The organism is Streptomyces sp. NPDC044106 (genome assembly GCF_056433985.1).
The window spans coordinates 1-21,795 of sequence record NZ_JBWKFZ010000006.1; the positions used below are offsets into that span (position 1 = coordinate 1).

A 21,795-nucleotide genomic window follows, 5' to 3' on the forward strand; every position below is an offset into this window, starting at 1 on the left:
CGGCTACCCCGGACTCGGGTAACAGCCGCGACAGCACGGCCCATTCATCATCGGAGAGTTCATGACGGCGCACCACGGCAAACATGATCCATCACACAAGACGATCTTTGAAGACGCCCCCTAGGACGAAGGGCTGATCAACTTCGCGGGTCTCCTGCTGTTAGCCTGCACTTGCGAAAGACTTGCAATAAGTTGAGCAACACAACAGCGCACCACAGCAGAGCAGCAGTCGGAGGGCTCGGACTATGGCCATTTACACGCTTCCAGAACTTCCGTACGACTACGCGGCGCTCGAACCCGTCATCAACCCGCAGATCATCGAGCTGCACCACGACAAGCACCACGCGGCGTACGTGAAGGGCGCGAACGACACCCTTGAGCAGCTGGAGGAGGCTCGCGACAAGGAGACCTGGGGCGCCATCAACGGCCTGGAGAAGAACCTGGCCTTCCACCTCTCCGGCCACATCCTGCACAGCATTTACTGGCACAACATGAACAGCCCCAAGGACGGCGGTGGCGGCGAGCCGCTGGCCGCCGACGGTGTCGGTGACCTGGCGGACGCCATCACCGAGTCCTTCGGCTCCTTCGCCAAGTTCAAGGCCCAGCTGACCAAGGCCTCGGCGACGACGCAGGGTTCGGGCTGGGGCGTGCTCGCCTACGAGCCGCTCAGCAACCGCCTCATCGTCGAGCAGGTCTACGACCACCAGGGCAACATCGGCCAGGGCTCCACGCCGATCCTCGTCTTCGACGCCTGGGAGCACGCCTTCTACCTGCAGTACAAGAACCAGAAGGTCGACTTCATCGAGGCCATGTGGCAGGTCGTCAACTGGCAGGACGTGGCCAAGCGCTACGCCGCCGCCAAGGAGCGGGTCAACAGCCTGCTGCTGGCTCCCTGAGCCGCGGTCGTCGCCGAGCTTCCCCCGGCGACGACCGCCGGACGTCCTGCCTCGTGATCGTCTTCTCAACCTTCGCCGAGGCAGGCGGATAGAGGAAAGGCCCCCGTGAGGACGTGACTCACGGGGGCCTTTCGGGCGCTTCGGGTCTTTCCGGCGTTAAAGGTCCTTCGGGGCCTTCGAGTCCTTCGGAACCTGTGGACTCACTCGAAGTTGGGGCCCTCGGTCCGGGTGCGCTTGATCTCGTAGAAGCCCGGGGTGGAGGCCACGAGCAGCGTGCCGTCCCAGAGCCGCGCCGCGGCCTCGCCCTTGGGCGCCGGGGTCACGACGGGTCCGAAGAAGGCGACCTGTCCGCCGTCGGCACCGGGAACGGCGATGACCGGCGTGCCGACCTCCTGGCCGACCTTGTCGATGCCCTCCTTGTGGGAGGCGCGCAGCTGCGCGTCGTACGCGTCCGAGTCCATGTGCTCGACGAGCCCGGCGGGCAGGCCGACGTCCTCCAGGGCACCGATGACGGCCTCGCGGGTGGCGCCCTCGCCCCGGTTGTGGAAGCGGGTGCCGAGCGCGGTGTAGAGGGCTCCGGTGATCTCCTCGCCGTGCTCCTGCTGGGCGGCGATGACGACGCGTACCGGGCCCCAGGCCTTCGTCTCCAGCATCTCGCGGTACTCGTCGGGCAGCTGGTCGAGCTTGTCCTCGTTCAGGACGGCGAGGCTCATCACGTGCCAGCGGACCTCCACGTCGCGGACCTTCTCGACCTCGAGCATCCAGCGCGACGTCATCCAGGCCCAGGGGCACAGCGGGTCGAACCAGAAGTCGACGGGGGTCTTGCTGCCGTTCTCGGACATGTCTCTCCCTAGGGAATCCGTTCGCATCTGGCCGGGGAAACGTCGGTGGTGCGTCGGGGCATTCCCGGATGTCGGCCGCGGAGCGCACATGCGAGGATCGTAGACATTCGTACGAGTGACGCGGGTCATGTGCGTCACGCGGAGCCACACCACGCAAGTCCCACAGCCACGCAAGCCACACAGCCACGCAAGCCACACAGCCATGCGAATCACACAGCCATGCGAGTCACAAGGGAGTGCCGCCCGTGCCCGGTGAGAATCTGTCCCGCGACGAGGCCCGCGAGAGGGCCGCGCTGCTCTCCGTCGACGGATACGAGGTCTTCCTCGACCTGCGTTCGGCGGTCGGCGAGAGCGGTCAGGAGCCGCGCACGTTCCGCTCGGTCACGACGATCCGGTTCCGCAGCGCCGAGCCGGGCGCCGCGACCTTCGTGGACCTGATCGCGCCGAGTGTCACGGCCCTCTCGCTCAACGGCAAGGACCTGGACCCCTCCGAGGTCTTCGACGGCACCAGGATCACCCTGGAGGAGCTGGCCGAGGAGAACGAACTGGTGGTGGACGCCCAGTGCGCCTACAGCCGCACCGGTGAGGGCATGCACCGCTTCGTCGACCCCGAGGACGGCGAGGTCTACCTCTACACGCAGTACGAGCCTGCGGACTCCCGCCGCGTCTTCGCCAACTTCGAGCAGCCCGACCTCAAGGCGCCCTACCGCTTCCAGGTGCAGGCGCCCGAGGGGTGGACCGTGTGGTCCAACGGGGTGGGTGAACTGACGGACGGCGTCTGGAGGTTCGCCGAGACGAAGCCGATCTCGACATACATCACGGCGGTCGTGGCCGGGCCCTACCACTACGTGACGGATTCCTACGAGCGCGTCCTCGAAGACGGTACGCGCCTGGAGATCCCGCTGGGCGCCATGTGCCGCAAGGGCCTAGCCCCGCACTTCGACGCCGACGACGTCTTCCTCGTCACCAAGCAGGGCCTGGACTTCTTCCACGACAACTTCGACTACCCCTACCCCTTCGGGAAGTACGACCAGGCGTTCGTCCCGGAGTACAACCTGGGCGCGATGGAGAACCCGGGCCTGGTGACCTTCCGCGAGGAGTTCATCTTCCGCGGCAAGGTGACCCGGGCGTCGTACGAGCGCCGGGCCAACGTGATCCTGCACGAGATGGCCCACATGTGGTTCGGCGACCTGGTCACCATGCGGTGGTGGGACGACCTGTGGCTCAAGGAGTCCTTCGCCGACTTCATGGGCTCCTTCTCGATGGTGGAGGCCACCCGCTTCACCGACGGCTGGATCACCTTCGCCAACAACCGCAAGGCCTGGGCCTACCGCGCCGACCAGCTGCCCTCCACCCACCCCGTCACGGCCGACATCCGCGACCTGGAGGACGCCAAGCTCAACTTCGACGGGATCACGTACGCGAAGGGGGCGAGCGTACTGAAGCAACTCGTCGCGTACGTCGGCCGTGACGCGTTCCTGGAGGGCGCCCGGCGCTACTTCAAGCGGCACGCGTACGGCAACACGGTCCTCGGCGACCTGCTCTCGGTCCTGGAGGAGACCTCCGGGCGCGACATGGCGTCCTGGTCGCGGTCCTGGCTGCAGACGGCGGGCGTCAACTCCCTCACCCCGCAGGTCATCCTGAACGCGGAGGGCCGGATCACCGAGCTCTCGGTCCTCCAGGAGGCCGCCGAGTCCCATCCCGAGCTGCGTCCGCACCGGGTGGCCGTGGGCCTGTACCGCAGGACGGCAGGCGGTGACCTGGAGCGGTACGCACGCGCGGAGACCGACGTCCACGGGCCACGCACGGTCGTGGCCGAGCTGGCCGGTGAGGCGGCGCCCGAGCTGGTCCTGGTCAACGACGACGACCTGACGTACTGCAAGATCCGTTTCGACGACAACTCCCTGGCCACGCTGCGGAACCACCTCGGTGACATCACCGACCCGCTGGCCCGCGCCCTGTGCTGGTCCTCCCTCTGGAACCTCACGCGGGACGGGCTGATGCCCGCCCGTGACTTCATCGGCCTGGTGCTCCGCTTCGCCGGGCGCGAGAGCGACATCGGCGTGCTGCAGATGCTGCACACCTGGGCCGACTCCGCCCTCACGCACTACGCCGCCCCGGCCTGGCGTGAGCAGGGCGGCCGGGACCTCGCCGAAGGCGCTCTGCGGGAGCTGCGGCTGGCCGAGCCCGGCAGCCAGCACCAGCTGACCTGGGCGCGCTTCTTCGCCGCGGTGGCGTCGTCGGCGGCCGATCTCCAGCTGCTCCAGGGCCTCCTCGCGGGCACGGCCAGGATCGACGGCCTTGAGGTCGACCAGGAGCTGCGCTGGGCGTTCCTGAGCCCGCTGGCCTCGCACGGTGTCGCGGGCGAGGACGTCCTCGCGGCCGAGCTGGCCCGCGACGACACGGCTTCCGGCAAGCGGCACCAGGTGCGGTGTCTGGCCTCGCGCCCCTCGGCGGCGGTCAAGGCGCAGGCGTGGGCCGCCGTGGTGGAGTCGGACGCGCTCTCCAACGCGCTGGTCGAGGCGACGATCTCCGGGTTCGCGCGGCCGTCGCAGCGGGAGCTGGTGGCGCCGTACGCCGCCAAGTACTTCGCGGCGATCGAGCGGGTGTGGGCCGAGCGGTCCATCCAGATCGGCATGGACGTGGTGCGGGGCCTCTTCCCGCACCTCCAGGGCGACGAGGCGACGCTGGCGGCGGCGGACGAGTGGCTGACCACGCACGAGTCCGGTGCGCCGGCCCTGCGCCGCCTCGTCCTTGAGGCGCGGGACGACCTGGCGCGGTCGCTGCGGGCACAGGCGTGCGATGCGGGGGCCGAGGTGGCCTAGGCATGGGAGGGCGGGTGGCGGGTCCTCACCGGCCAGGTAAGGGCCCACCCTCTCCCCTTCGCGCAGGTGCTCATCGGCAGTCGAACGTCCGTGCTTTAGGGCGAGCTTGTCCTGGTTTGTCGACGGGCGTGTAACAGCGGTTAGCGAGGCGGTCGGGGGCGGGAACGACCGGGTCATGAACCACGACACCCCGGTCTTCCCGCTCCCCCTCAAGCACCTCGCCGACGCCCAGCTCCGCGTCCTGAGCACCGCCCAGCTCGCCGAGCACGGCGTCTCCGTCGCGGACGCCGGTGCCCACTGCCGGCCCGGCGGCCCCTGGCAGCAACTGCTGCCCGGCGTCTACCTGTTGCACCCGGGTCCGCCGACCAGCGAGGAACGGCTGCACGGCGCGCTGCTCTACGCGGGGCGCCCGCCGGCCCGTACCGCCAAGTCCGTGCCCGCCCAGCCCCGCGCGGGCGAGGCGCACGCCCCGTACGCCGACGCGGTGATCACGGGGCTCGCCGCCCTGACCCTGCACCGCTTCTCGTCCGCTCCGCCGCTGCTCTCCCTGGACCACATCGACGTCCTGGTACCCCGCACCCGCCGGCTGCGCTCCGTCGGTTTCGCCCGGCTCGTGCGCAGTCCCGCGATGCCGACCCCGCAGCAGATCACGGGCGTTCCGGTGGCGCCGGTGCCGCGCGCCCTCGCCGACGCCGTGGCGCGGCTCACCGACGCGGGCGCCGTGCGGCGGCTGCTCACCGAGGCGGTGCGCGGCGGCCACTGCGAACCCGCCGCGGTCGTGCGGGAGTTGAACGAGGCGCGGCTGCTCACCCGTCCGCACGTCGTGGACGCCGTCGACTCCCTGCTGGCAGAGGGACGGGCCATCGCCGAGGACCGGCTGTACCGGATGGTCGCCGAGTACGGCCTGCCCCACCCGCTGTGGAACGTCGACCTGCGGCTGCCCGGCGGCCCGCACCTGGGCGGTGTCGACGCCTACTGGCCCGACCACGCCGTCGCCGTCGAGCTGGACACGCGGGCCCCGCGCCAGGACGAGGGCGCCCTCTGGTCGGAGTACGTCCGCAAGCGCGAGCACCTGGAGCGGCTGGGCATCACCGTCGTCCACATCACCCCGAGGAAGCTCAGGGACACCCTGGAGCAGCAGGCCGCTGTGGTGCGTACGGCGCTGATGGCGTCGGCCGACCGGGATCCGGCGGCGTATGTGGTCGTACTGCCCAGGTAGCACGGGTGCGTGACGCGTGCGGGGCCGCGTGTGTGGAAGGGGGCGGACGGGGGGCGCGGAGGCGCCCCCCCATAGAAGGGACACGTCACTTGCCGCAGAACTCCGCCTTCACCACCGGGTCCGCGTCGCCCGCCCAGTCGCCGTTGATGTTGAGCGCCAGCGAGTGGCGGCCGTCCGGGGAGGTCACCGCCAGGGACGACGAGCCGTGGATGCCGCCGTCGTGGCCCCAGATCGTGCTGTTGCAGGGCAGCTTCAGCTCGGCGATGCCGAGCCCGTACCTGCTGGTGCTCCCCTCGTGGGCGACCGTCGTCTTCATCTCGGCGAGCTGCGCCTTGGGCAGGATCCTGCCGCCGAGCAGCGCCGAGTAGAAGCGGTTCAGGTCCGCCGAGTCGGAGATGATTTCGCCCGCCGAGCCCGCGAGGGACGGGTTGAGCTCCGTCACGTCGTACACCTTCGCCTCGGGGTCCCCGGGGAGCTTGCCGTAGCCGCGGGAGCTGGGCCGGGGCACGGTGGGGCGGGTGCCGGGGACGGTGGTGGACTTCAGGTGGAGGGGTTTGATGACGCGCCGCTCGATCTCGTCGGCGTACGCGTTGCCCGTCACCTTCTTGATGATCATGCCGGCGACGATGTAGTTGGTGTTGGAGTAGCTCCAGCTCGTGCCGGGCTCGAAGACCGGCTTGTGGCGCATGGCGAGCTTCACCAGCCGGCCGGGCGTCCAGGTGTCGTAGCGGTGCTCGAAGAAGCCCTTGGTGAAGATCTTCCGCACGAACTCCTCGTCCTCGGAGTACTCGGCGATGCCGCTGGTGTGGTTGAGGAGCTGGCGGACCGTGATCCTGTCCCCGTCGTGCCCGTGCCCCTCGACGACGCCCGGCAGCCACTGGCCCACCGTGTCGTCGAGGTCGATGCGTCCCTCGCCCTGCAACTGCAGCAGCACCGTCGCCACGAACGTCTTGGTGATGCTGCCGACGCGGAAGCGGTCGTGCTCGCCGCGCGGCGTCCCCCGCTTCAGGTCGCCGAGGCCCGAAGCCGCGTTCCAGGGCCCGTACTTGTCCCGCACCTGGGCGGTCACTCCGGGCACCCCCTCCTTGACGATCCCGTCCAGCGCCCGCCTGGTCTCCTCGTGCCCGTCCCCCGGCGAGGCCGCCACGGCCGGGGCGGCGAGCGCGCCCGCCGTCAGCGTGGCGGCCAGCAACGCCGCCGCGCCCATCGCCCTTCTGCGCACCGTCCTGCTCGCACCTCTGCGTACCGGCATGTGCTGTCCCCTTTGACGTCGATTTCGTCGTCGATCGCGGTCGATGGAGGGGACCGGGTGGCGTTCGCGAAGGTTGACGGCCGATGCGAGGGTTGAGCGGGATTCAGCCGATCATCGGCGGGGCGCCTTGTGGCGCCTCAGAGCCTGTCTTTGAACCCCCGTCGTCCGCGCGAAGCGCGGGCGCAGCGGTGTTCGGTGCGTGCGATCGGTGTGCGGAGTCCCAGGTCATGTGGCGGAGCCACCTGTCCTGGGGCTCCGTGCGCCGAGCGTGCGTGCCGGGCGCCGCTGCGCAGGCGGGGGTTCAAAGACAGGCTCTCAGCCCTTGCGGAGCACCAGTTCCGTGTTCCGGTCGCCCGCCCCGCCGCTCAGCGTGGTCCTCGCGCCCGGCGCGTTGAAGGACAGTTCGCGGTAGAGCGCGGCGAGGCCGGTCTGGGAGAGGTCGGTGAAGTCCGTGCGGTGCGGGGCCGCGGATTCGATGAGGGTGGTGAAGACGGAGATCGTGCCGTCGTGGTTGTCGGTGAGCTCCACCACCCGCGCGAGCTGCGGGAAGTCGACGTGCGAGGCGGTGGAGACCTCCCAGAAGGAGCCGTGCGGGGTGCGGTGCGGGGTGATGGCGTTCTTGTGGCTGTGGCCGTTGACCCAGGCGAGGACGGAGGGGAACCGGCCGAGCAGCGAGACGATCTCGTCGCCGCCGTGCCGGGCCTCGCCGGGCCGTGCCGGGTCGTGGCGGAGGTTGCGCATGGACTTGCTGGTGTGGTGGCTGAGGACGACGACGTACGACGGTCCGCCCGCGCGCCGCTCGTTGGCGCTCAGCTCGCTCTCCAGCCAGCGCAGTTGGGCGCTGCCCAGCGAGCCCTCGTAGTGGCCGCCGGGGTCGGTGGTGTCCAGGCTGATGCCGAGCACGTCGTCGCTGATGCGGAAGGAGTAGTACTGCGTGGTGGTGGCGAGGTTCTCCTGGGTGTAGCCGTGGCCGACGGGCCCTGGCCCCTTGTGGGCGGGGTCGAGGTGGGCCCGCAGGTACTCGGCGGGGGTGAAGGGCGCGCGTGACGCGTCCGGCGTGACGGTCCGCATGCGCCGCGCCTCGCTCTTGAGGAGTTCCTTGAACTGCCCGCCCTTGGGGTCGTGGCCCTTCTTGACCGCCTTCCACAGGGCGGCTCCGCGCGTCTCGTCCAGGGACATCAGCTTGCGCCCGCCCACGGCGAAGTCGGCGAAGAAGGGGTCACGGGGCGCCCAGCAGCCGCCGGGCAGGGCGTCGTGGTTGCCGACCGTGGAATACCAGGGCAGGCCGAGGCCGGGGCTGTTGACCTCGCGGATCGCGGCGTCGAGGAAGCCGTGCAGATGCGGGAAGCCGAGCCGTTTGTCGGCGTCGCGCAGGGCGGCGTCCGGGTGCCAGTAGAGCGCGAGGCCGCTGTCCTGTACGCCTTCGTAGCGGCGCGGGTCGCCGGTGTTGGGGGTGATGCGGCCGCCGCTCATCACCTTGAGGAACCAGTCGAGTTCGGAGCGGGAGTTGTTGTCGGTGTTGTCGCCGGTCGTCACGACGCAGTGCAGGGGCGCGCCGGTGGCGGGCGCGCCGCGCAGGGCGTTGACCCGCTCGACCAGGGCGACGGCGCCCGCCACCGAGAGGGACTCGTGCGGCCGCCAGGCGCTCGCGGTCTGGGCGCGCAAGTACTCGTAACGCAGCGGGTGTTGCACGTCCACCAGATGCAGGTCCGTGAACTGCACGAAGGCGGCGAGCGCGGTCCGCCGGCCCTCGCGGCCCGCCTTGGCCGCCGCGAGGTCACCGCGGACGACACGTCGCCAGGCGGGCCCGTCGCCGAGCCGCCGGTAGCCGGTGGAGCCCCGCGGGGCGGCGACGGTGAGCAGGGTGGTGTTGCCCTCGTACGGCATGAGGGGCGCGGCGGGCGCGGGCCGGGAGTGCGGGACGGCGGCCTGCCCCGCGGGCGCGGCGTTGCCGGAGCCCGCGCCGGGCCCGAGAGCGTAGCCGAGGCCCGCGGAGAGGGTGACCGCTCCGGTGGCGGCGAGGAACGCGCGGCGGTCGAGTCCGGCCACGGCGGATGCCGCGGTGGTGGCGGTTGCGGTGGCGACAGAGCGTATGCGCGGCATGGCGCGGTCTCCCCGGGTGCGAACGCGGCGGCAGTGGTCGCGGGCGGCCCGGGCCTGACTGCGGCCTGCGAACTGCCCGCTCTCCCTGGATCGTTGGCAGCGGGGATGGCCTGCGCGTGAACGAGGACGCAACGGGCGGCGCAGATCACGGTACGTGGATCACCCGGTACCCTGCGCGGTCACGCACCCCTCTCCGGGTGGAGAGGAGGCGGTCACTCCGTGTTCACCTTCCGGGGAAGGGAAGGCCGTGCACGGGGTCAGGGGGCCAGGCCCGTGGCGTGGCCGTCGGCGGGCCGGGCGCGCCAGAGGCCCAGGCCGATGTCGACGAGCGCGACGCGGTCCAGGTCCGGCACGGACTCCAGGGGGTGCCAGGCGGCGAGGTCCGTGGACCCGTCGGTCTCGTTGCGCAGGGTGCCGCCGGTGACCCGCCCCTCGTACACGATCCGCACTCCGTGGAAGTCGGCGACGGCGCCGAGCCGTCGCGGGTAGCGGCGGCGCAGCGAGTCGACGCCGAGGAGCGCGACCGGCTCGACGACGTATCCGGTCTCCTCGTCGGCCTCCCGGATCACGGTGTCGTACGGGTCCTCACCGTGCTCCATGCCGCCGCCGGGGAGCGTCCAGCGTCTGCTGCCGTCGCCCGCGACCCAGCGGGCCAGCAGGACCTGGCCGTCGCGTACGCATACGGCGTAGGCCGCCACCCGGAGTTCTTTGTGCACGAACCGACGCTAGGCGGTTCGTTGGCTGCCCGCCCCCTGATCTGCGGGTCCGCCGTGGCTGAACGCGAAGTTCCGCGCGCACCTCGCGAGGGCGCTCTCATGTGACAAGTCCCGCTATACACACCCTTGTCCACGATGGCGCATGGCGAGATTGCGTCACGCCCTGATCACAGCTCGGACAACTATCCCCAAACAGCTGTCACTTACGTAAGGGTGAGCGGTCATCAGGTCCCGATTTCCGGACCCTTCCGAAACCCGGGACCAAACCGACCCTCCTTTTCGACCTTCACGCACAGGGATGCCGATGCCCAGATCCAGTTCCAGCGCGAGACGCACGGCCTCACGAGAATCAGTCCGCCTCGCGATAGCCGCCGGTATCACCGCCGCGCTCTGCGCGACCGGGGCCGCGCCCATCGCCTTCGCGGCGGACGACGCGCCCACCCCGACCCCGGCCCCCAAGTCCGCGGCCGGCAAGCTCGGTCCCGCCGACGCCGAACTGCTCGCCGACGCCGAGGCGGGCGGCGAGAAGACCGTCACGATGATGGTCGCCACCGCGCCCGGCGCCACCGAGCAGGTCGCGGGCCAGCTCGACGCCGTCAAGGGCGGCTCCGTGGGCCGCACCTACGACAAGCTCGGCTACGTCCGCGCGACCGTGCCGACCGCCAAGGCCGATGCCGCGATCAAGGCGGCCGCGAAGCTGTCGTCGGTGCACGCCATCGATCTGCGCCACGAGATCAAGCTGGACGACCCGACCCCCGCCGCCGACCGCGCCAAGGGCGCGAAGGCCGGCGCGCGCGGCACCTACCCGGGCCCGGACAAGAGCACCCCGGCGAAGAACCCGTACAACCCGTCCTTCGAGACGGGCGCCGTCGACTTCGTGAAGAAGCACCCGAAGGCGGACGGCCGCGGCACCACCATCGGCATCCTCGACTCCGGCGTCGACCTCGGCCACCCCGCGCTGGAGAAGACCTCCACCGGCGAGCGCAAGATCACCGACTGGGTGACGGCGACCGACCCGATCGTGGACGCGGACGGCACCTGGCGCCGGATGACCAACCCGGTCACCGGCCCCGTCTTCACCTGGGACGGCGAGTCGTGGAAGGCCCCGGCGGGCTCCTTCCAGGTCAACCGCTTCCGCGAGTCGGTCACCGCGGGCGGCGACGCCAAGGGCGACCTCAACCGCGACGGCGACACCACCGACAGCTGGGGCGTCCTGTACGACCCGGCGAAGGGCACCGTCCGCGTCGACCTGAACGACAACCACGACTTCACCGACGACAAGCCGATGAAGCCGTACAAGGACGGCCACCAGGTCGCCTACTTCGGCAAGGACGACCCGGCGACCGACGTCGTCGAGCGCGTCCCGTTCGTCGTCGAGATCCGCAAGAACGTGCCGACCGACCCGTACGGCGGCGACTGGGTCGGCAAGAAGGCCGACTTCGTCAACATCGGCGTCATCGAGTCCGAGCACGGCACGCACGTCGCGGGCATCACCGCGGCCAACGGCCTGTTCGGCGGCAAGATGAACGGCGCCGCCCCCGGCGCCAAGCTGGTCTCCTCGCGCGCCTGCACCTGGAGCGGCGGCTGCACCAACGTCGCGCTGACCGAGGGCATGATCGACCTCGTCACCAAGCGCGGCGTCGACATCGTGAACATGTCGATCGGCGGCCTGCCCGCCCTCAACGACGGCAACAACGCGCGCGCCGAGCTCTACAAGCGCCTCATCGACACCTACGGCGTGCAGCTGGTGATCTCCGCGGGCAACAGCGGCCCCGGCGCCAACACCATCGGCGACCCCGGTCTGGCCGACAAGGTCATCTCGGTCGGCGCGGCCATCTCCAAGGCGACCTGGGCGGCCAACTACGGCTCCCGCGTGGAGACCAAGTACGCGATGATGCCCTTCTCCTCGCGCGGCCCGCGCGAGGACGGCGGCTTCGCGCCGATCATCTCGGCGCCCGGCTCCGCCATCAACACCACCCAGACCTGGCTGCCGGGCTCCCCGGTCGCCGAGGCGGGCTACAAGCTCCCGGCCGGCTACTCGATGCTGCAGGGCACCTCCATGGCGTCCCCGCAGGCCGCGGGCGCCTCGGCGCTGCTGCTCTCCGCCGCCAAGCGCGAGCACATCGGCCTGACCCCGGCGAAGCTGCGCACCGCGCTGACCTCGACCGCGACCCGCATCCCCGGTGAGCAGGCGTACGCGCAGGGCACCGGACGGATCGACGTCGTGGAGGCCTGGGACGCCATCAAGGACGGCGCGAAGGCGTACGCGTACACGGTGCAGGCGCCCGTCGACACCGCCCTGGACCAGGAGCTGAAGAAGCCCGGCACCGGCATCTACGACCGTGAGGGCGGCCTGCAGACCGGCCAGAAGCGGACGTACGACGTGACGATCACCCGCACCTCGGGCCCGGACCGCGGCATCAGCCACGAGCTGGACCTCATCAACAACCACGAGCGCACCTTCACGCTGCTCGGCAGCGACAAGGTGACACTGCGGCTGAACAAGCCGGTCACCGTCAAGGTGCAGGCGGAGCCCAGGTCGGCCGGGCTGCACAGCGCGATCCTCACCGTCGACGACCAGCGCACCGCGGGCATCGACCAGCAGATCATGTCGACGGTCGTCGTCTCGACGCCGCTCGCCAAGCCGTCGTACACCTTCTCGGAGAGGAGCTCGACGCAGCGCAACAGCACCGAGTCCTACTTCGTGACGGTCCCCAAGGGCGCCAAGTCCCTCGAGGTCTCCCTCGGCGGTCTGAAGGACAAGAGCCAGACCCGCTTCATCGCGATCCACCCCTACGGCGTCCCGGTCGACTCCACCTCGTCGGTCGTCTGCTACCCGAACTACGAGAACCCGGCCAACACCTGCCGCCCGGACCTGCGTGCGTACGCGGACCCGCAGGCCGGTGTCTGGGAGATCGAGGTCGAGTCGCGCCGTACGTCGCCGATGCTCGACAACCCCTACCGGCTGAACGTCGCCGCGCTCGGCGTCGCCTTCGACCCGGCCGTGCAAACCCTGCCCGAGGCGAAGGTCGGCACGCCGGCGCCCGTCTCCTGGAAGGTCACGAACAACTTCGCGGCCGTCGACGGCAAGCTCAAGGGCGGCTCGCTGGGCTCGGCCAAGTCGGCGCGGCCCAGCATCAAGCAGGGTCAGACGCAGACCACCGAGGTCGTCGTGCCCGCCGGTGCCGAGCGGCTCGACGTCGCCATCGGCTCGACCGCGGACGTCGCGGCCGACCTGGACCTGGCGGTCAAGAAGGACGGCGTCGTCGTCGGTTCGTCGGCGGAGGGCGACTCGGAGGAGTCGGTCAGCCTGACGAAGCCGGCCGCCGGTACGTACACGATCGAGGTGACGGGCTACTCGGTGCCGTCCGGCACGACCGCGTACGACTACCGGGACGTCTTCTTCTCGGACGCGCTCGGCCGGGTCACGGTCGACGACGCGGCGGTCCTCAAGCTCGCCAACGGCGAGTCGGCGCAGGTCGACGCCAAGGTCGAGGCCAAGACCCCGGCCGCCGACGGCCGTGAGCTGTTCGGCGAGGTGTCCCTGCTCAACGCGGGCGGCACGGTGGCCGGCAGCGGCAGCGTGAAGGTGGAGAAGGTCACACCGTAACGGTGTCCTCCTCGATCGCCGGACGGGCTCACTCGAGCCCGTCCGGCGATTTTCCGTTTCCCCTCCCCGCGTTTCCCCCAGGACGCCCGGGGCGCCCGGAACGTTCGCGACGGGCCCGGCGAAATGTGGCGTCCCGCACCTCGGACAATGGATTGGACAACGCGGCACTGGAGAGACGCATCATGGAACCACCCCCCACAGACCGGCCGAGGTCACGAGGCCGCACGCACTAACGGAGGACATCCCTGTGAAGGTCGGAATCGTCGGAGCCACCGGTCAGGTCGGCACGGTCATGCGCAAGATCCTCGCCGAGCGGAAGTTCCCGGCCGAGGAGCTGCGTCTGTTCGCCTCGGCCCGCAGCGCCGGCACGGTCATCGACGGTGTGACCGTCGAGGACGCCTCCACGGCCGACTACACCGGCCTGGACATCGTGCTGTTCTCGGCGGGCGGGGCCACCTCGAAGGCCCTCGCCGAGAAGGTCGCCTCCCAGGGCGCCGTCGTGATCGACAACTCCTCGGCCTGGCGCCGCCACCCCGAGGTGCCCCTGGTCGTCTCCGAGGTGAACCCGCACGCGATCAAGGACCGCCCCAAGGGCATCATCGCCAACCCGAACTGCACGACGATGGCCGCGATGCCGGTCCTGCGGCCGCTGCACGCCGAGGCGGGCCTCGAAGCGCTGGTCGTCGCCACCTACCAGGCGGTGTCCGGGTCCGGCCTCGCCGGTGTGGACGAGCTGTTCGAGCAGGTCAAGAAGGTTGGCGAGGACGCTCCGAAGCTGACCCACGACGGCTCGGCCGCCGAGTTCCCCGAGCCCGACAAGTACGTCGCGCCGATCGCGTACAACGTCCTGCCGATGGCCGGCTCCATCGTCGACGACGGCCTGAACGAGACCGACGAGGAGCAGAAGCTCCGCCACGAGTCCCGCAAGATCCTGGAGATCCCGGAGCTGAAGGTCTCGGGCACCTGTGTGCGTGTCCCCGTCTTCACCGGCCACTCGCTCCAGGTCAACGCCCGCTTCGCGCGGCCGCTGAGCCCCGAGCGCGCCACCGAGATCCTTCGGGGTGCCGAGGGCGTCGTCGTCACCGAGGTGCCGACGCCGCTGGTCGCCGCGGGCAAGGACGACGCGTTCGTGGGCCGCATCCGCAAGGACGAGACGGTCGAGAACGGCCTGGCGTTCTTCATCTCCGACGACAACCTCCGCAAGGGCGCGGCGCTGAACGCCGTGCAGATCGCGGAGCTGGTCGCCGCGGAGCTCAAGGGCTGAGCCCGGCCTTTCCCGTCCGTACGCGGTCGGGGGACGGTCGTACGCAGTCGGGGGCGGTCACCTTTCACCGGTGGCCGCCCCCTTCGCGCACGCCACCGCCACCAGCGCGAGCCCCGCGAACCCGCCGCCCAGCCACAGCACGGCGCCCGCCCCGTGGCCGTCCGCGACCCGCCCTCCGGCGAAGGCGCCCAGCGCGATCGCGACGTTGAACACCCCGGCGAAGAGCGCGGAGGCCGCCTCACGGGCGTGCGGGGCCGCGGCCATCACCCAGTTCTGCGCGGAGACCGAGACCCCGCCGTACGCCAGGCCCCACGCCACGAGCAGCGCCACCGTCGCGACGGGCGAGGCGCCCGCGGGCACCATGAGCAGCACGACGGCGGCGAGCCCGGAGCAGATGGCGAGCAGCGCCCTGCGCGGGGTGCGGACCGCCACGGCGCCGCCCGCGAAGTTGCCGACGATGCCGGCCGTCCCGTAGGCGAGGAGCAGCACGCTGATCAGGCCCGCGCCGATGCCGGGCACCCGTTCCAGGACGGGGCGTATGTAGGTGTACGCGGCGAAGTGGCCGGTGACCAGGAGGGTGACGGCGAGGAGCCCGGCCCGCAGCCGGCCGATGCGCAGGAGGCCGGGGAACGCGCCGAAGCCGAGCCCCTCGTGCGCGGGGAGCGGCGGCAGGGCCGTGCGGAGCAGCCCCGCGACGGCGAGGGCGAGCACGGCGAGGGCCGCGAACCCCCAGCGCCAGCCCGCCAGTTCGCCCAGGAGCGTCCCCGCGGGGACGCCGAGCACGGAGGCCACCGCGATCCCGCTGAAGATGACCGCGGTGGCACGTCCCGCGTTCTCCTCGCGGACCAGCCGCGCACCGAGGCCCGCCGCGATGGCCCAGACCCCGCCGATGCAGACGCCCACCAGGACGCGCGCGGCGAGCAGGACGCCGAAGGCGGGCGCGAGCGCGGAGGCCACGTTGGCCGCGGCGAGCAGCGCCATCAGCAGGGCGAGGACCGTACGCCGGTCTGCGCGGCGGGCCGCGACGGGCAGCAGCGGGGCGGCGAGCCCGGCGACGACGCCGGGCAGGGTGACGGCGAGGCCCGCGGTGCCGTCCGAGACGTGCAGGCCGGAGCCGACGGAGGTGAGGAGTCCGACGGGGAGCATCTCCGTGGTGACGACCGAGAAGGTGGCGGCGGCGACCGCGAGGACGGCGACGCGGCCCCGCCGGCGCGGCAACACGTTGGGTCTGGTGGGGATATGAGTGCTCTGTGACATGGCTTCCACCCTGTGGGGGCGCCCGCACGGGAACAACGCGGAAGATCTCATCCTTGTATGAGCCGGATTCATCGACCGGGAAGGCCGGCGGGACGATCAGGGAAGAGAGACCGCGCGTCATGAGCGGGAACGGGCTGGAGATCCGGGAGCTGGAGTGCTTCCTGGTGCTCGCCGAAGAGCTGCATTTCGGGCGGGCGGGCGAACGGCTGTACGTCTCGCAGAGCCGCGTCAGCCAGCTGCTCGCGGCCCTGGAGCGGCGGATCGGCGCGCGCCTGGTGGAGCGTACGAGCCGCCGAGTCGCCCTGACCACCCTTGGGGAACGCTTCGCAGCCGAACTCCGGCCCGCCTACCGGGAGTTGGCGTCGGTGGTCGAGCGGGCCCGGACGGCGGCGCGCGGGGTCGAGGGCACGCTGCGGGTCGGCTTCCAGGGCACCGCCGACGACCGGCTGATGTGCGCCGTCGAGGCCTTCCAGGAGCGGTACCCGGCCTGTGACACGGAGATCGTGGAGATCCCGTTCTCCGACCCGTTCGGCGCGGTGCGCGCCGGTGGGGTGGACGCGGCGATCGTGCTGCTCCCCGTCGCCGAGCCTGACCTGGTCCTCGGCCCGGTCTTCTCCAGCGAGCGGCAGACCGTCGCCGTGTCGGTGCGGCACGCGTTCGCGGGGCGGGCCTCGCTCACGGCGGCGGAGGTGACCCGCATCCCGCTGATCGCGGCGGCGGAGCCCGCGCCCGCGTACTGGCGCGCGGCGCACGCCCCTTCGGATGCCCCCGCACCGGCGGTCCGCACGCTCCAGGAGGGACTGAGCCTGGTGGCGGCGGACCGGGGCGTGATGCTGCTGTGCGGCCCGACGGCGGAGTACCACGGCCGCAAGGACGTGGTCTTCGTGCCGGTCGACGGGCTGCCGGACTCGGTGCTCGGGATGGTGTGGCACCGGGACGGGGAGACGGAGCGGGTACGGGAGTTCGCGCGGGCGGTGGGGGCGGGCCAGGACGCGTCCTAGCGGTTCCTGAGGTCGGAGCCCGGGTCAGCCGTTCCTGCGCACCTCGAAGTGGAAGCAGCCGTACTCCACGGCGCGGACGTGTACGAGGGCGACCCGCGGGTCGGCGAAGGCCTCGGCGAACGCGGCGTCGAAGCCCTGCTCCTCGTTCTCGGGGATCTCCAGCAGGCGGCCCCCGACGATGTGCCCCCGCGCGTCGTAGCGGCGCAGCGTCCGCAGCGCCCCGGCGCGGGAGAAGGGGTAGCCCGCGCGCTCGCCCTTCGGCCCCTCGCACGGGTCGGCGTGGATGAAGACGGGCCCCTGCTCGTCGTAGGCGCCGGGGGTGGCGCCGGTCTCGGCGGCCCAGCGGCGCAGCGGCGCGTACGAGACGAGGGCGACGCGCTCGCCGGGTGCGATGGGCCGCAGGCAGCAGCGGAGCGGGCTGCCACCCTCCTGGTCGATGTACGGGACGCAGGGCCGCCCGGCGTCGTCGGTGTCCCGGAGCTGCGCGAGGACGGTGGGGGTGATGGGGCGCGGGGTGTAGGTGGTGGGCGCGTGCGGGGCGGATGTGTCCGGGATGGTCGTGTGCGTTTGCGTGGTGGTCATGGGTCGAGCCTCGCGCGTGGGCGAGGGACGAGCTGGCGGTATTCGGACGTGGAGCTGGGGATCAGGGTGCGTGCGCGGGGTGTCGGCCCGGCGCCTCACCCCACCCCCCACGACCCCCGCCCGTTCAGTTCCGCCACGTCCGCGCCCGTCGTTCTGCGGTACGCCGCGTGCAGCTCCGCGAGCTCCTGCGGTGTCAGTACGTCCTCGATGCGGTCGAAGCCGTCCGGGGCGCGCACGGCGACCGCCTGGAGGATGCGGTCGGCCGGCATCGTGCGGTTGGCGAGGACGACCGCGTTGGCCGCCTCCCGCCGCACCTCCTCGTACGCCCGCACCCCCGCCTCCCGGTCCGGCGCGGTGTGGGCGAGGCAGCGGGCGAGCACGCGGGCGTCGAGGATCGCCTGGGAGCCGCCGTTCGACCCCACCGGGTACATCGGGTGCGCCGCGTCGCCGAGCAGGGTGACCGGACCGCGGCCCCACCACGGAAGCGGGTCCCTGTCGACCATCGGGTACTCCAGGATGTGCCGCGTGGCGGCGAACAGCGCGGGGACGTCGAGGTCGCCGATGCGCCAGCCCGCGTAGTGCGGCAGGACGTCGGAGAGGCGTCCGGAGCGGTTCCAGTCGGCGGGCCCCGCCATGCCGTGGTGGTGCGCCGAAGGCAGCCGCACCTCCGCCACCCAGTTGAGCAGGTCCCTGCCGCGCTCCTGGGCCCGCCGCGAGATGGGGTAGACGACGAGTTTGGCGGTGGCGTTGCTGCCCGCCACCGCGACGGTCCTGCCGCCGAGCACGGGATGCCAGTCGGTGGTGCCGCGCCACATCCGGATGCCGTTCCACAGCGGCGGCCCCTCGCCGGGGTGCAGCATGGCCCGCACCGTCGAGTGCAGCCCGTCGGCACCGACCAGGGCCCGCACCCGTACGGCGTACTCCCTGGCCCGCCCCATGTCCCGCAGGATCACCCGCAGCGCGCCGCCCTCCCGCTCGGCGAGACGGACGAACGCCGTGCCGGTGCGCACCGCGTGGTCGCCGAGCCGGTCGCGGACCGCGTCGAGCAGGATGAGCTGGAGCGCGCCGCGGTGGATGGAGTACTGCGGCCAGTGGTAGCCGAGGGCGAGGCCGCGCGGCTCGGCCCAGATGCGGTTGCCGTGCCGGTCGAAGTGGACCATCGCGTCGGGGGCGACGGCGGTCGCCGCGAGCTCGCCGCCGAGCCCGAGTTCGGTCAACTCCCGCACCGCGTGCGGCAGAAGGTTGATGCCGACGCCGACGGGGCGCAGCTGCGCCGCAGTGTCCACGACGCGGACGTCGATGCCCGCGGCGTGCAGGCTGAGCGCGGCGGTGAGTCCGCCGATGCCCGCGCCCGCCACGAGTACGTCGGTCATGGCCGCCGCGCGTACGGGCCGGTGGTGACCGGCCTCTCGATCCCCAGCATCTCCGGCATCCCCCTGTGGTCCCTGACCGTCCGCGGGGCCGTGGTCGGTGGCCGGGGCGGAGCGGTGCGAACGCGCGGAGCGTAGCCGCACGGCAGCGGGAGAACAATGGGCCCGGCGGCCATCCGCAGCCGCATGGAAGGATGGCCGGAAACACCACAAGTCGCACCCACCGACCCCCGACGCGTCGTGCCAAGAAGGACCACACGTCGTACCCGAGGAGATGACCGCGTGCCCGGCACCAATCTGACCCGCGAAGAGGCGCAGCAGCGGGCGAAGCTGCTCACCGTTGACTCGTACGAGGTCGATCTCGACCTTTCCGGCGCGCAGGAGGACGGCACCTACCGGTCCGTGACCACGGTGCGCTTCGACTCCGCGGAGGCGGGCGCCGAGACCTTCGTCGACCTGGTGGCCCCCGCGGTCCACGAGGCCGTCCTGAACGGCCACGCGCTGGACGTGGCCTCGGTCTTCCGTGACTCGCGGATCGCGCTGACGCACCTGCGGGAGGGCCGCAACGAGCTGCGGGTCGTCGCCGACTGCGAGTACACCAACACCGGTGAGGGCCTGCACCGTTTCGTCGACCCCGTCGACCAGCAGGCGTACCTGTACACGCAGTTCGAGGTGCCGGACGCCCGGCGCGTCTTCGCCTCGTTCGAGCAGCCGGACCTGAAGGCGACGTTCCGGTTCACCGTGAAGGCGCCGAGCGGCTGGACGGTGATCTCCAACTCGCCCACGCCCGAGCCGAAGGACGACGTCTGGTCCTTCGAGCCGACGCCCCGCATGTCCACGTACGTGACGGCGCTGATCGCCGGCCCGTACCACTCGGTGCACTCCTCCTACGAGGGTCCCGGCGGCCAGTCCGTGCCGCTCGGCATCTACTGCCGCCCCTCGCTCGCCGAGTTCCTCGACGCGGACGCGATCTTCGAGGTGACGCGGCAGGGCTTCGACTGGTTCCAGGAGAAGTTCGACTACGCGTACCCCTTCGCCAAGTACGACCAGCTCTTCGTGCCGGAGTTCAACGCGGGCGCGATGGAGAACGCGGGCGCGGTGACCATCCGCGACCAGTACGTGTTCCGTTCGAAGGTCACGGACGCCGCCTACGAGGTGCGGGCCGCGACGATCCTGCACGAGCTGGCCCACATGTGGTTCGGCGACCTGGTCACCATGGAGTGGTGGAACGACCTGTGGCTGAACGAGTCGTTCGCCACCTACGCCGAGGCCGCCTGCCAGGCGTACGCGCCGGGGTCCAAGTGGCCGCACTCCTGGACCACGTTCGCCAACTCCATGAAGACGTGGGCGTACCGCCAGGACCAGCTGCCCTCCACGCACCCGATCATGGCCGACATCCGTGACCTGGACGACGTCCTGGTCAACTTCGACGGCATCACGTACGCGAAGGGCGCGAGCGTCCTCAAGCAGCTCGTCGCGTACGTCGGCGAGGACGAGTTCTTCCAGGGTGTGCAGGCGTACTTCAAGCGGCACGCGTTCGGCAACACGCGCCTGTCCGACCTGCTCGGCGCCCTTGAGGAGACCAGCGGCCGCGACCTGAAGACGTGGTCGAAGAAGTGGCTGGAGACGGCGGGCATCAACGTCCTGCGTCCGGTCGTGGACGTCGACACGTCCGGGGTCATCACGTCCTTCGCCGTCAAGCAGGAGGCGCCCGCGCTCCCCGAGGGCGCGCAAGGCGAGCCGACGCTCCGTCCGCACCGGATCGCGATCGGCCTCTACGACCTGGACGAGGCCTCCGGCAAGCTGCTGCGCACGGACCGCGTCGAGCTGGACGTCGACGGCGAACTGACCGCCGTCGACGCGCTGGTGGGCAAGCGCCGCCCGGCCGTGATCCTCCTCAACGACGACGACCTGTCGTACGCGAAGGTCCGCCTGGACAGCGAGTCGCTGGCGTTCGTCACGGACCACATCGGCGACTTCGACGCGTCGCTGCCGCGCGCCCTGTGCTGGGCGTCGGCGTGGGACATGACGCGCGACGCGGAACTCCCGACCCGGGAGTACCTGAACCTCGTCCTTTCCGGCATCGGCAAGGAGTCCGACATCGGCGTCGTGCAGTCGCTGCACCGCCAGGTGAAGCTCTCCCTGGAGCTGTACGCGGCTCCGGCGGGCCGCGAGGCGGCGCTGACCCGCTGGACCGAGGCCACCCTGTCCCACCTGCGGGCCGCCGAGCCGGGCAGCGACCACCAGCTGGCGTGGGCCCGCGCCTTCGCCGCGACGGCCCGCACCGACTCCGACCTCGCCCTCCTGGAGCGGCTGCTCGACGGCTCGGAGTCGGTGGACGGCCTCGCGGTCGACACGGAGCTCCGCTGGGCGTTCGTGGCCCGGCTCGCGGCGACCGGCCGGCTCGACGAGGCGGGCATCGCGGCGGAGCTGGAGCGGGACAGGACCGCGGCGGGCGAGCGGCACGCGGCGTCCGCGCGGGCGGCGCTGCCCACCGCGGAGGCGAAGGCCGCGGCCTGGGCCTCGGTCGTCGAGTCCGACACCCTGCCGAACGCGATCCAGGAGGCCGTGATCGACGGCTTCGTCCAGACCGACCAGCGCGAACTCCTCGCCCCCTACGCGGAGAAGTTCTTCGCGGCGGTCAAGGGCGCGTGGGACTCCCGCTCGCACGAGATGGCCCAGCAGATCGCCACGGGCCTCTACCCGTCGCTCCAGATCTCCCGGGCCACGCTGGACGCCACGGACGCGTGGCTCGCCTCGGCGGAGCCGTCCGCGGCGCTGCGCCGGCTGATCACGGAGTCGCGGGCGGGGGTGGAGAGGGCGCTTCGGGCTCGGGACGCCGACGTGTAGCCCTCGCC

At 71.5% G+C, this 21,795-nt stretch carries 14 protein-coding genes; 7 read left to right on the forward strand and 7 right to left on the reverse strand.

What is annotated here, in order from left to right; all coding sequences use genetic code 11:
- Nucleotides 1-245: 245 nt before the first annotated feature.
- Nucleotides 246-896 (forward strand): superoxide dismutase, encoded by a 651-nt coding sequence (locus tag AC07DI_RS11715; RefSeq protein WP_365132273.1) that lies wholly within the window; start codon nt 246-248, stop codon nt 894-896.
- A gap of 200 nt (nt 897-1,096) precedes the next feature.
- Here the strand turns inward: AC07DI_RS11715 and AC07DI_RS11720 are convergent, their stop codons facing one another.
- A complete protein-coding gene (locus AC07DI_RS11720; RefSeq protein WP_478903992.1) occupies nt 1,097-1,738 on the reverse strand; it encodes a mycothiol-dependent nitroreductase Rv2466c family protein in 642 nt (213 codons plus the stop codon).
- A 245-nt stretch (nt 1,739-1,983) separates the two neighbouring features.
- Here AC07DI_RS11720 and pepN (AC07DI_RS11725) point away from each other — a divergent pair, with 245 nt between their 5' ends.
- Both pepN (AC07DI_RS11725) and AC07DI_RS11730 read left to right on the forward strand, forming a co-directional pair.
- A complete protein-coding gene (gene pepN, locus AC07DI_RS11725; protein ID WP_384257445.1) occupies nt 1,984-4,563 on the forward strand; it encodes an aminopeptidase N in 2,580 nt (859 codons plus the stop codon).
- A gap of 175 nt (nt 4,564-4,738) precedes the next feature.
- Nucleotides 4,739-5,782 carry a hypothetical protein gene (locus AC07DI_RS11730; protein WP_478903994.1) on the forward strand — a complete coding sequence of 348 codons (1,044 nt, stop codon included), beginning with the start codon at nt 4,739-4,741 and terminating at the stop codon, nt 5,780-5,782.
- A gap of 85 nt (nt 5,783-5,867) precedes the next feature.
- On the opposite strand, the gene AC07DI_RS11735 is transcribed toward AC07DI_RS11730, so the two are convergent.
- The 3 genes from AC07DI_RS11735 to AC07DI_RS11745 all read right to left on the reverse strand — a co-directional run bounded on the left by AC07DI_RS11735 (nt 5,868) and on the right by AC07DI_RS11745 (nt 9,853).
- Entirely contained in the window at nt 5,868-7,034 is a 1,167-nt protein-coding gene (locus AC07DI_RS11735; RefSeq protein WP_478903996.1) for a serine hydrolase domain-containing protein, read from the reverse strand.
- A 315-nt stretch (nt 7,035-7,349) separates the two neighbouring features.
- Entirely contained in the window at nt 7,350-9,137 is a 1,788-nt protein-coding gene (locus tag AC07DI_RS11740) for a TIGR03767 family metallophosphoesterase (protein ID WP_478903998.1), read from the reverse strand.
- Between the two features lie 257 nt (nt 9,138-9,394).
- Entirely contained in the window at nt 9,395-9,853 is a 459-nt protein-coding gene (locus tag AC07DI_RS11745) for an NUDIX hydrolase (protein ID WP_478903999.1), read from the reverse strand.
- 304 nt (nt 9,854-10,157) lie between these two features.
- Here AC07DI_RS11745 and AC07DI_RS11750 point away from each other — a divergent pair, with 304 nt between their 5' ends.
- Nucleotides 10,158-13,463, forward strand: a complete 3,306-nt coding sequence (locus AC07DI_RS11750; protein WP_478904000.1) for a S8 family serine peptidase — start codon at nt 10,158-10,160, stop codon at nt 13,461-13,463.
- Nucleotides 13,464-13,710: 247 nt separating this feature from the next.
- Entirely contained in the window at nt 13,711-14,727 is a 1,017-nt protein-coding gene (locus AC07DI_RS11755) for an aspartate-semialdehyde dehydrogenase (RefSeq protein WP_384257428.1), read from the forward strand.
- A 57-nt stretch (nt 14,728-14,784) separates the two neighbouring features.
- On the opposite strand, the gene AC07DI_RS11760 is transcribed toward AC07DI_RS11755, so the two are convergent.
- Nucleotides 14,785-15,984 (reverse strand): MFS transporter, encoded by a 1,200-nt coding sequence (locus tag AC07DI_RS11760; protein ID WP_478904003.1) that lies wholly within the window; start codon nt 15,982-15,984, stop codon nt 14,785-14,787.
- A gap of 119 nt (nt 15,985-16,103) precedes the next feature.
- Here AC07DI_RS11760 and AC07DI_RS11765 point away from each other — a divergent pair, with 119 nt between their 5' ends.
- Nucleotides 16,104-16,985: a LysR family transcriptional regulator gene (locus AC07DI_RS11765; RefSeq protein ID WP_384257422.1), complete on the forward strand. Its 882-nt coding sequence runs from the start codon at nt 16,104-16,106 to the stop codon at nt 16,983-16,985.
- A gap of 24 nt (nt 16,986-17,009) precedes the next feature.
- On the opposite strand, the gene AC07DI_RS11770 is transcribed toward AC07DI_RS11765, so the two are convergent.
- Both AC07DI_RS11770 and AC07DI_RS11775 read right to left on the reverse strand, forming a co-directional pair.
- A complete protein-coding gene (locus tag AC07DI_RS11770) occupies nt 17,010-17,567 on the reverse strand; it encodes a DUF1203 domain-containing protein (protein ID WP_478904005.1) in 558 nt (185 codons plus the stop codon).
- Between the two features lie 95 nt (nt 17,568-17,662).
- Complete coding sequence (locus AC07DI_RS11775; protein ID WP_384257417.1) at nt 17,663-18,940, reverse strand: flavin-dependent oxidoreductase; 1,278 nt, start codon at nt 18,938-18,940, stop codon at nt 17,663-17,665.
- Nucleotides 18,941-19,219: 279 nt separating this feature from the next.
- Between AC07DI_RS11775 and pepN (AC07DI_RS11780) the strand changes: the two genes are divergently transcribed.
- Nucleotides 19,220-21,787 (forward strand): aminopeptidase N, encoded by a 2,568-nt coding sequence (gene pepN, locus AC07DI_RS11780; RefSeq protein WP_478904007.1) that lies wholly within the window; start codon nt 19,220-19,222, stop codon nt 21,785-21,787.
- Nucleotides 21,788-21,795: the final 8 nt, after the last annotated feature.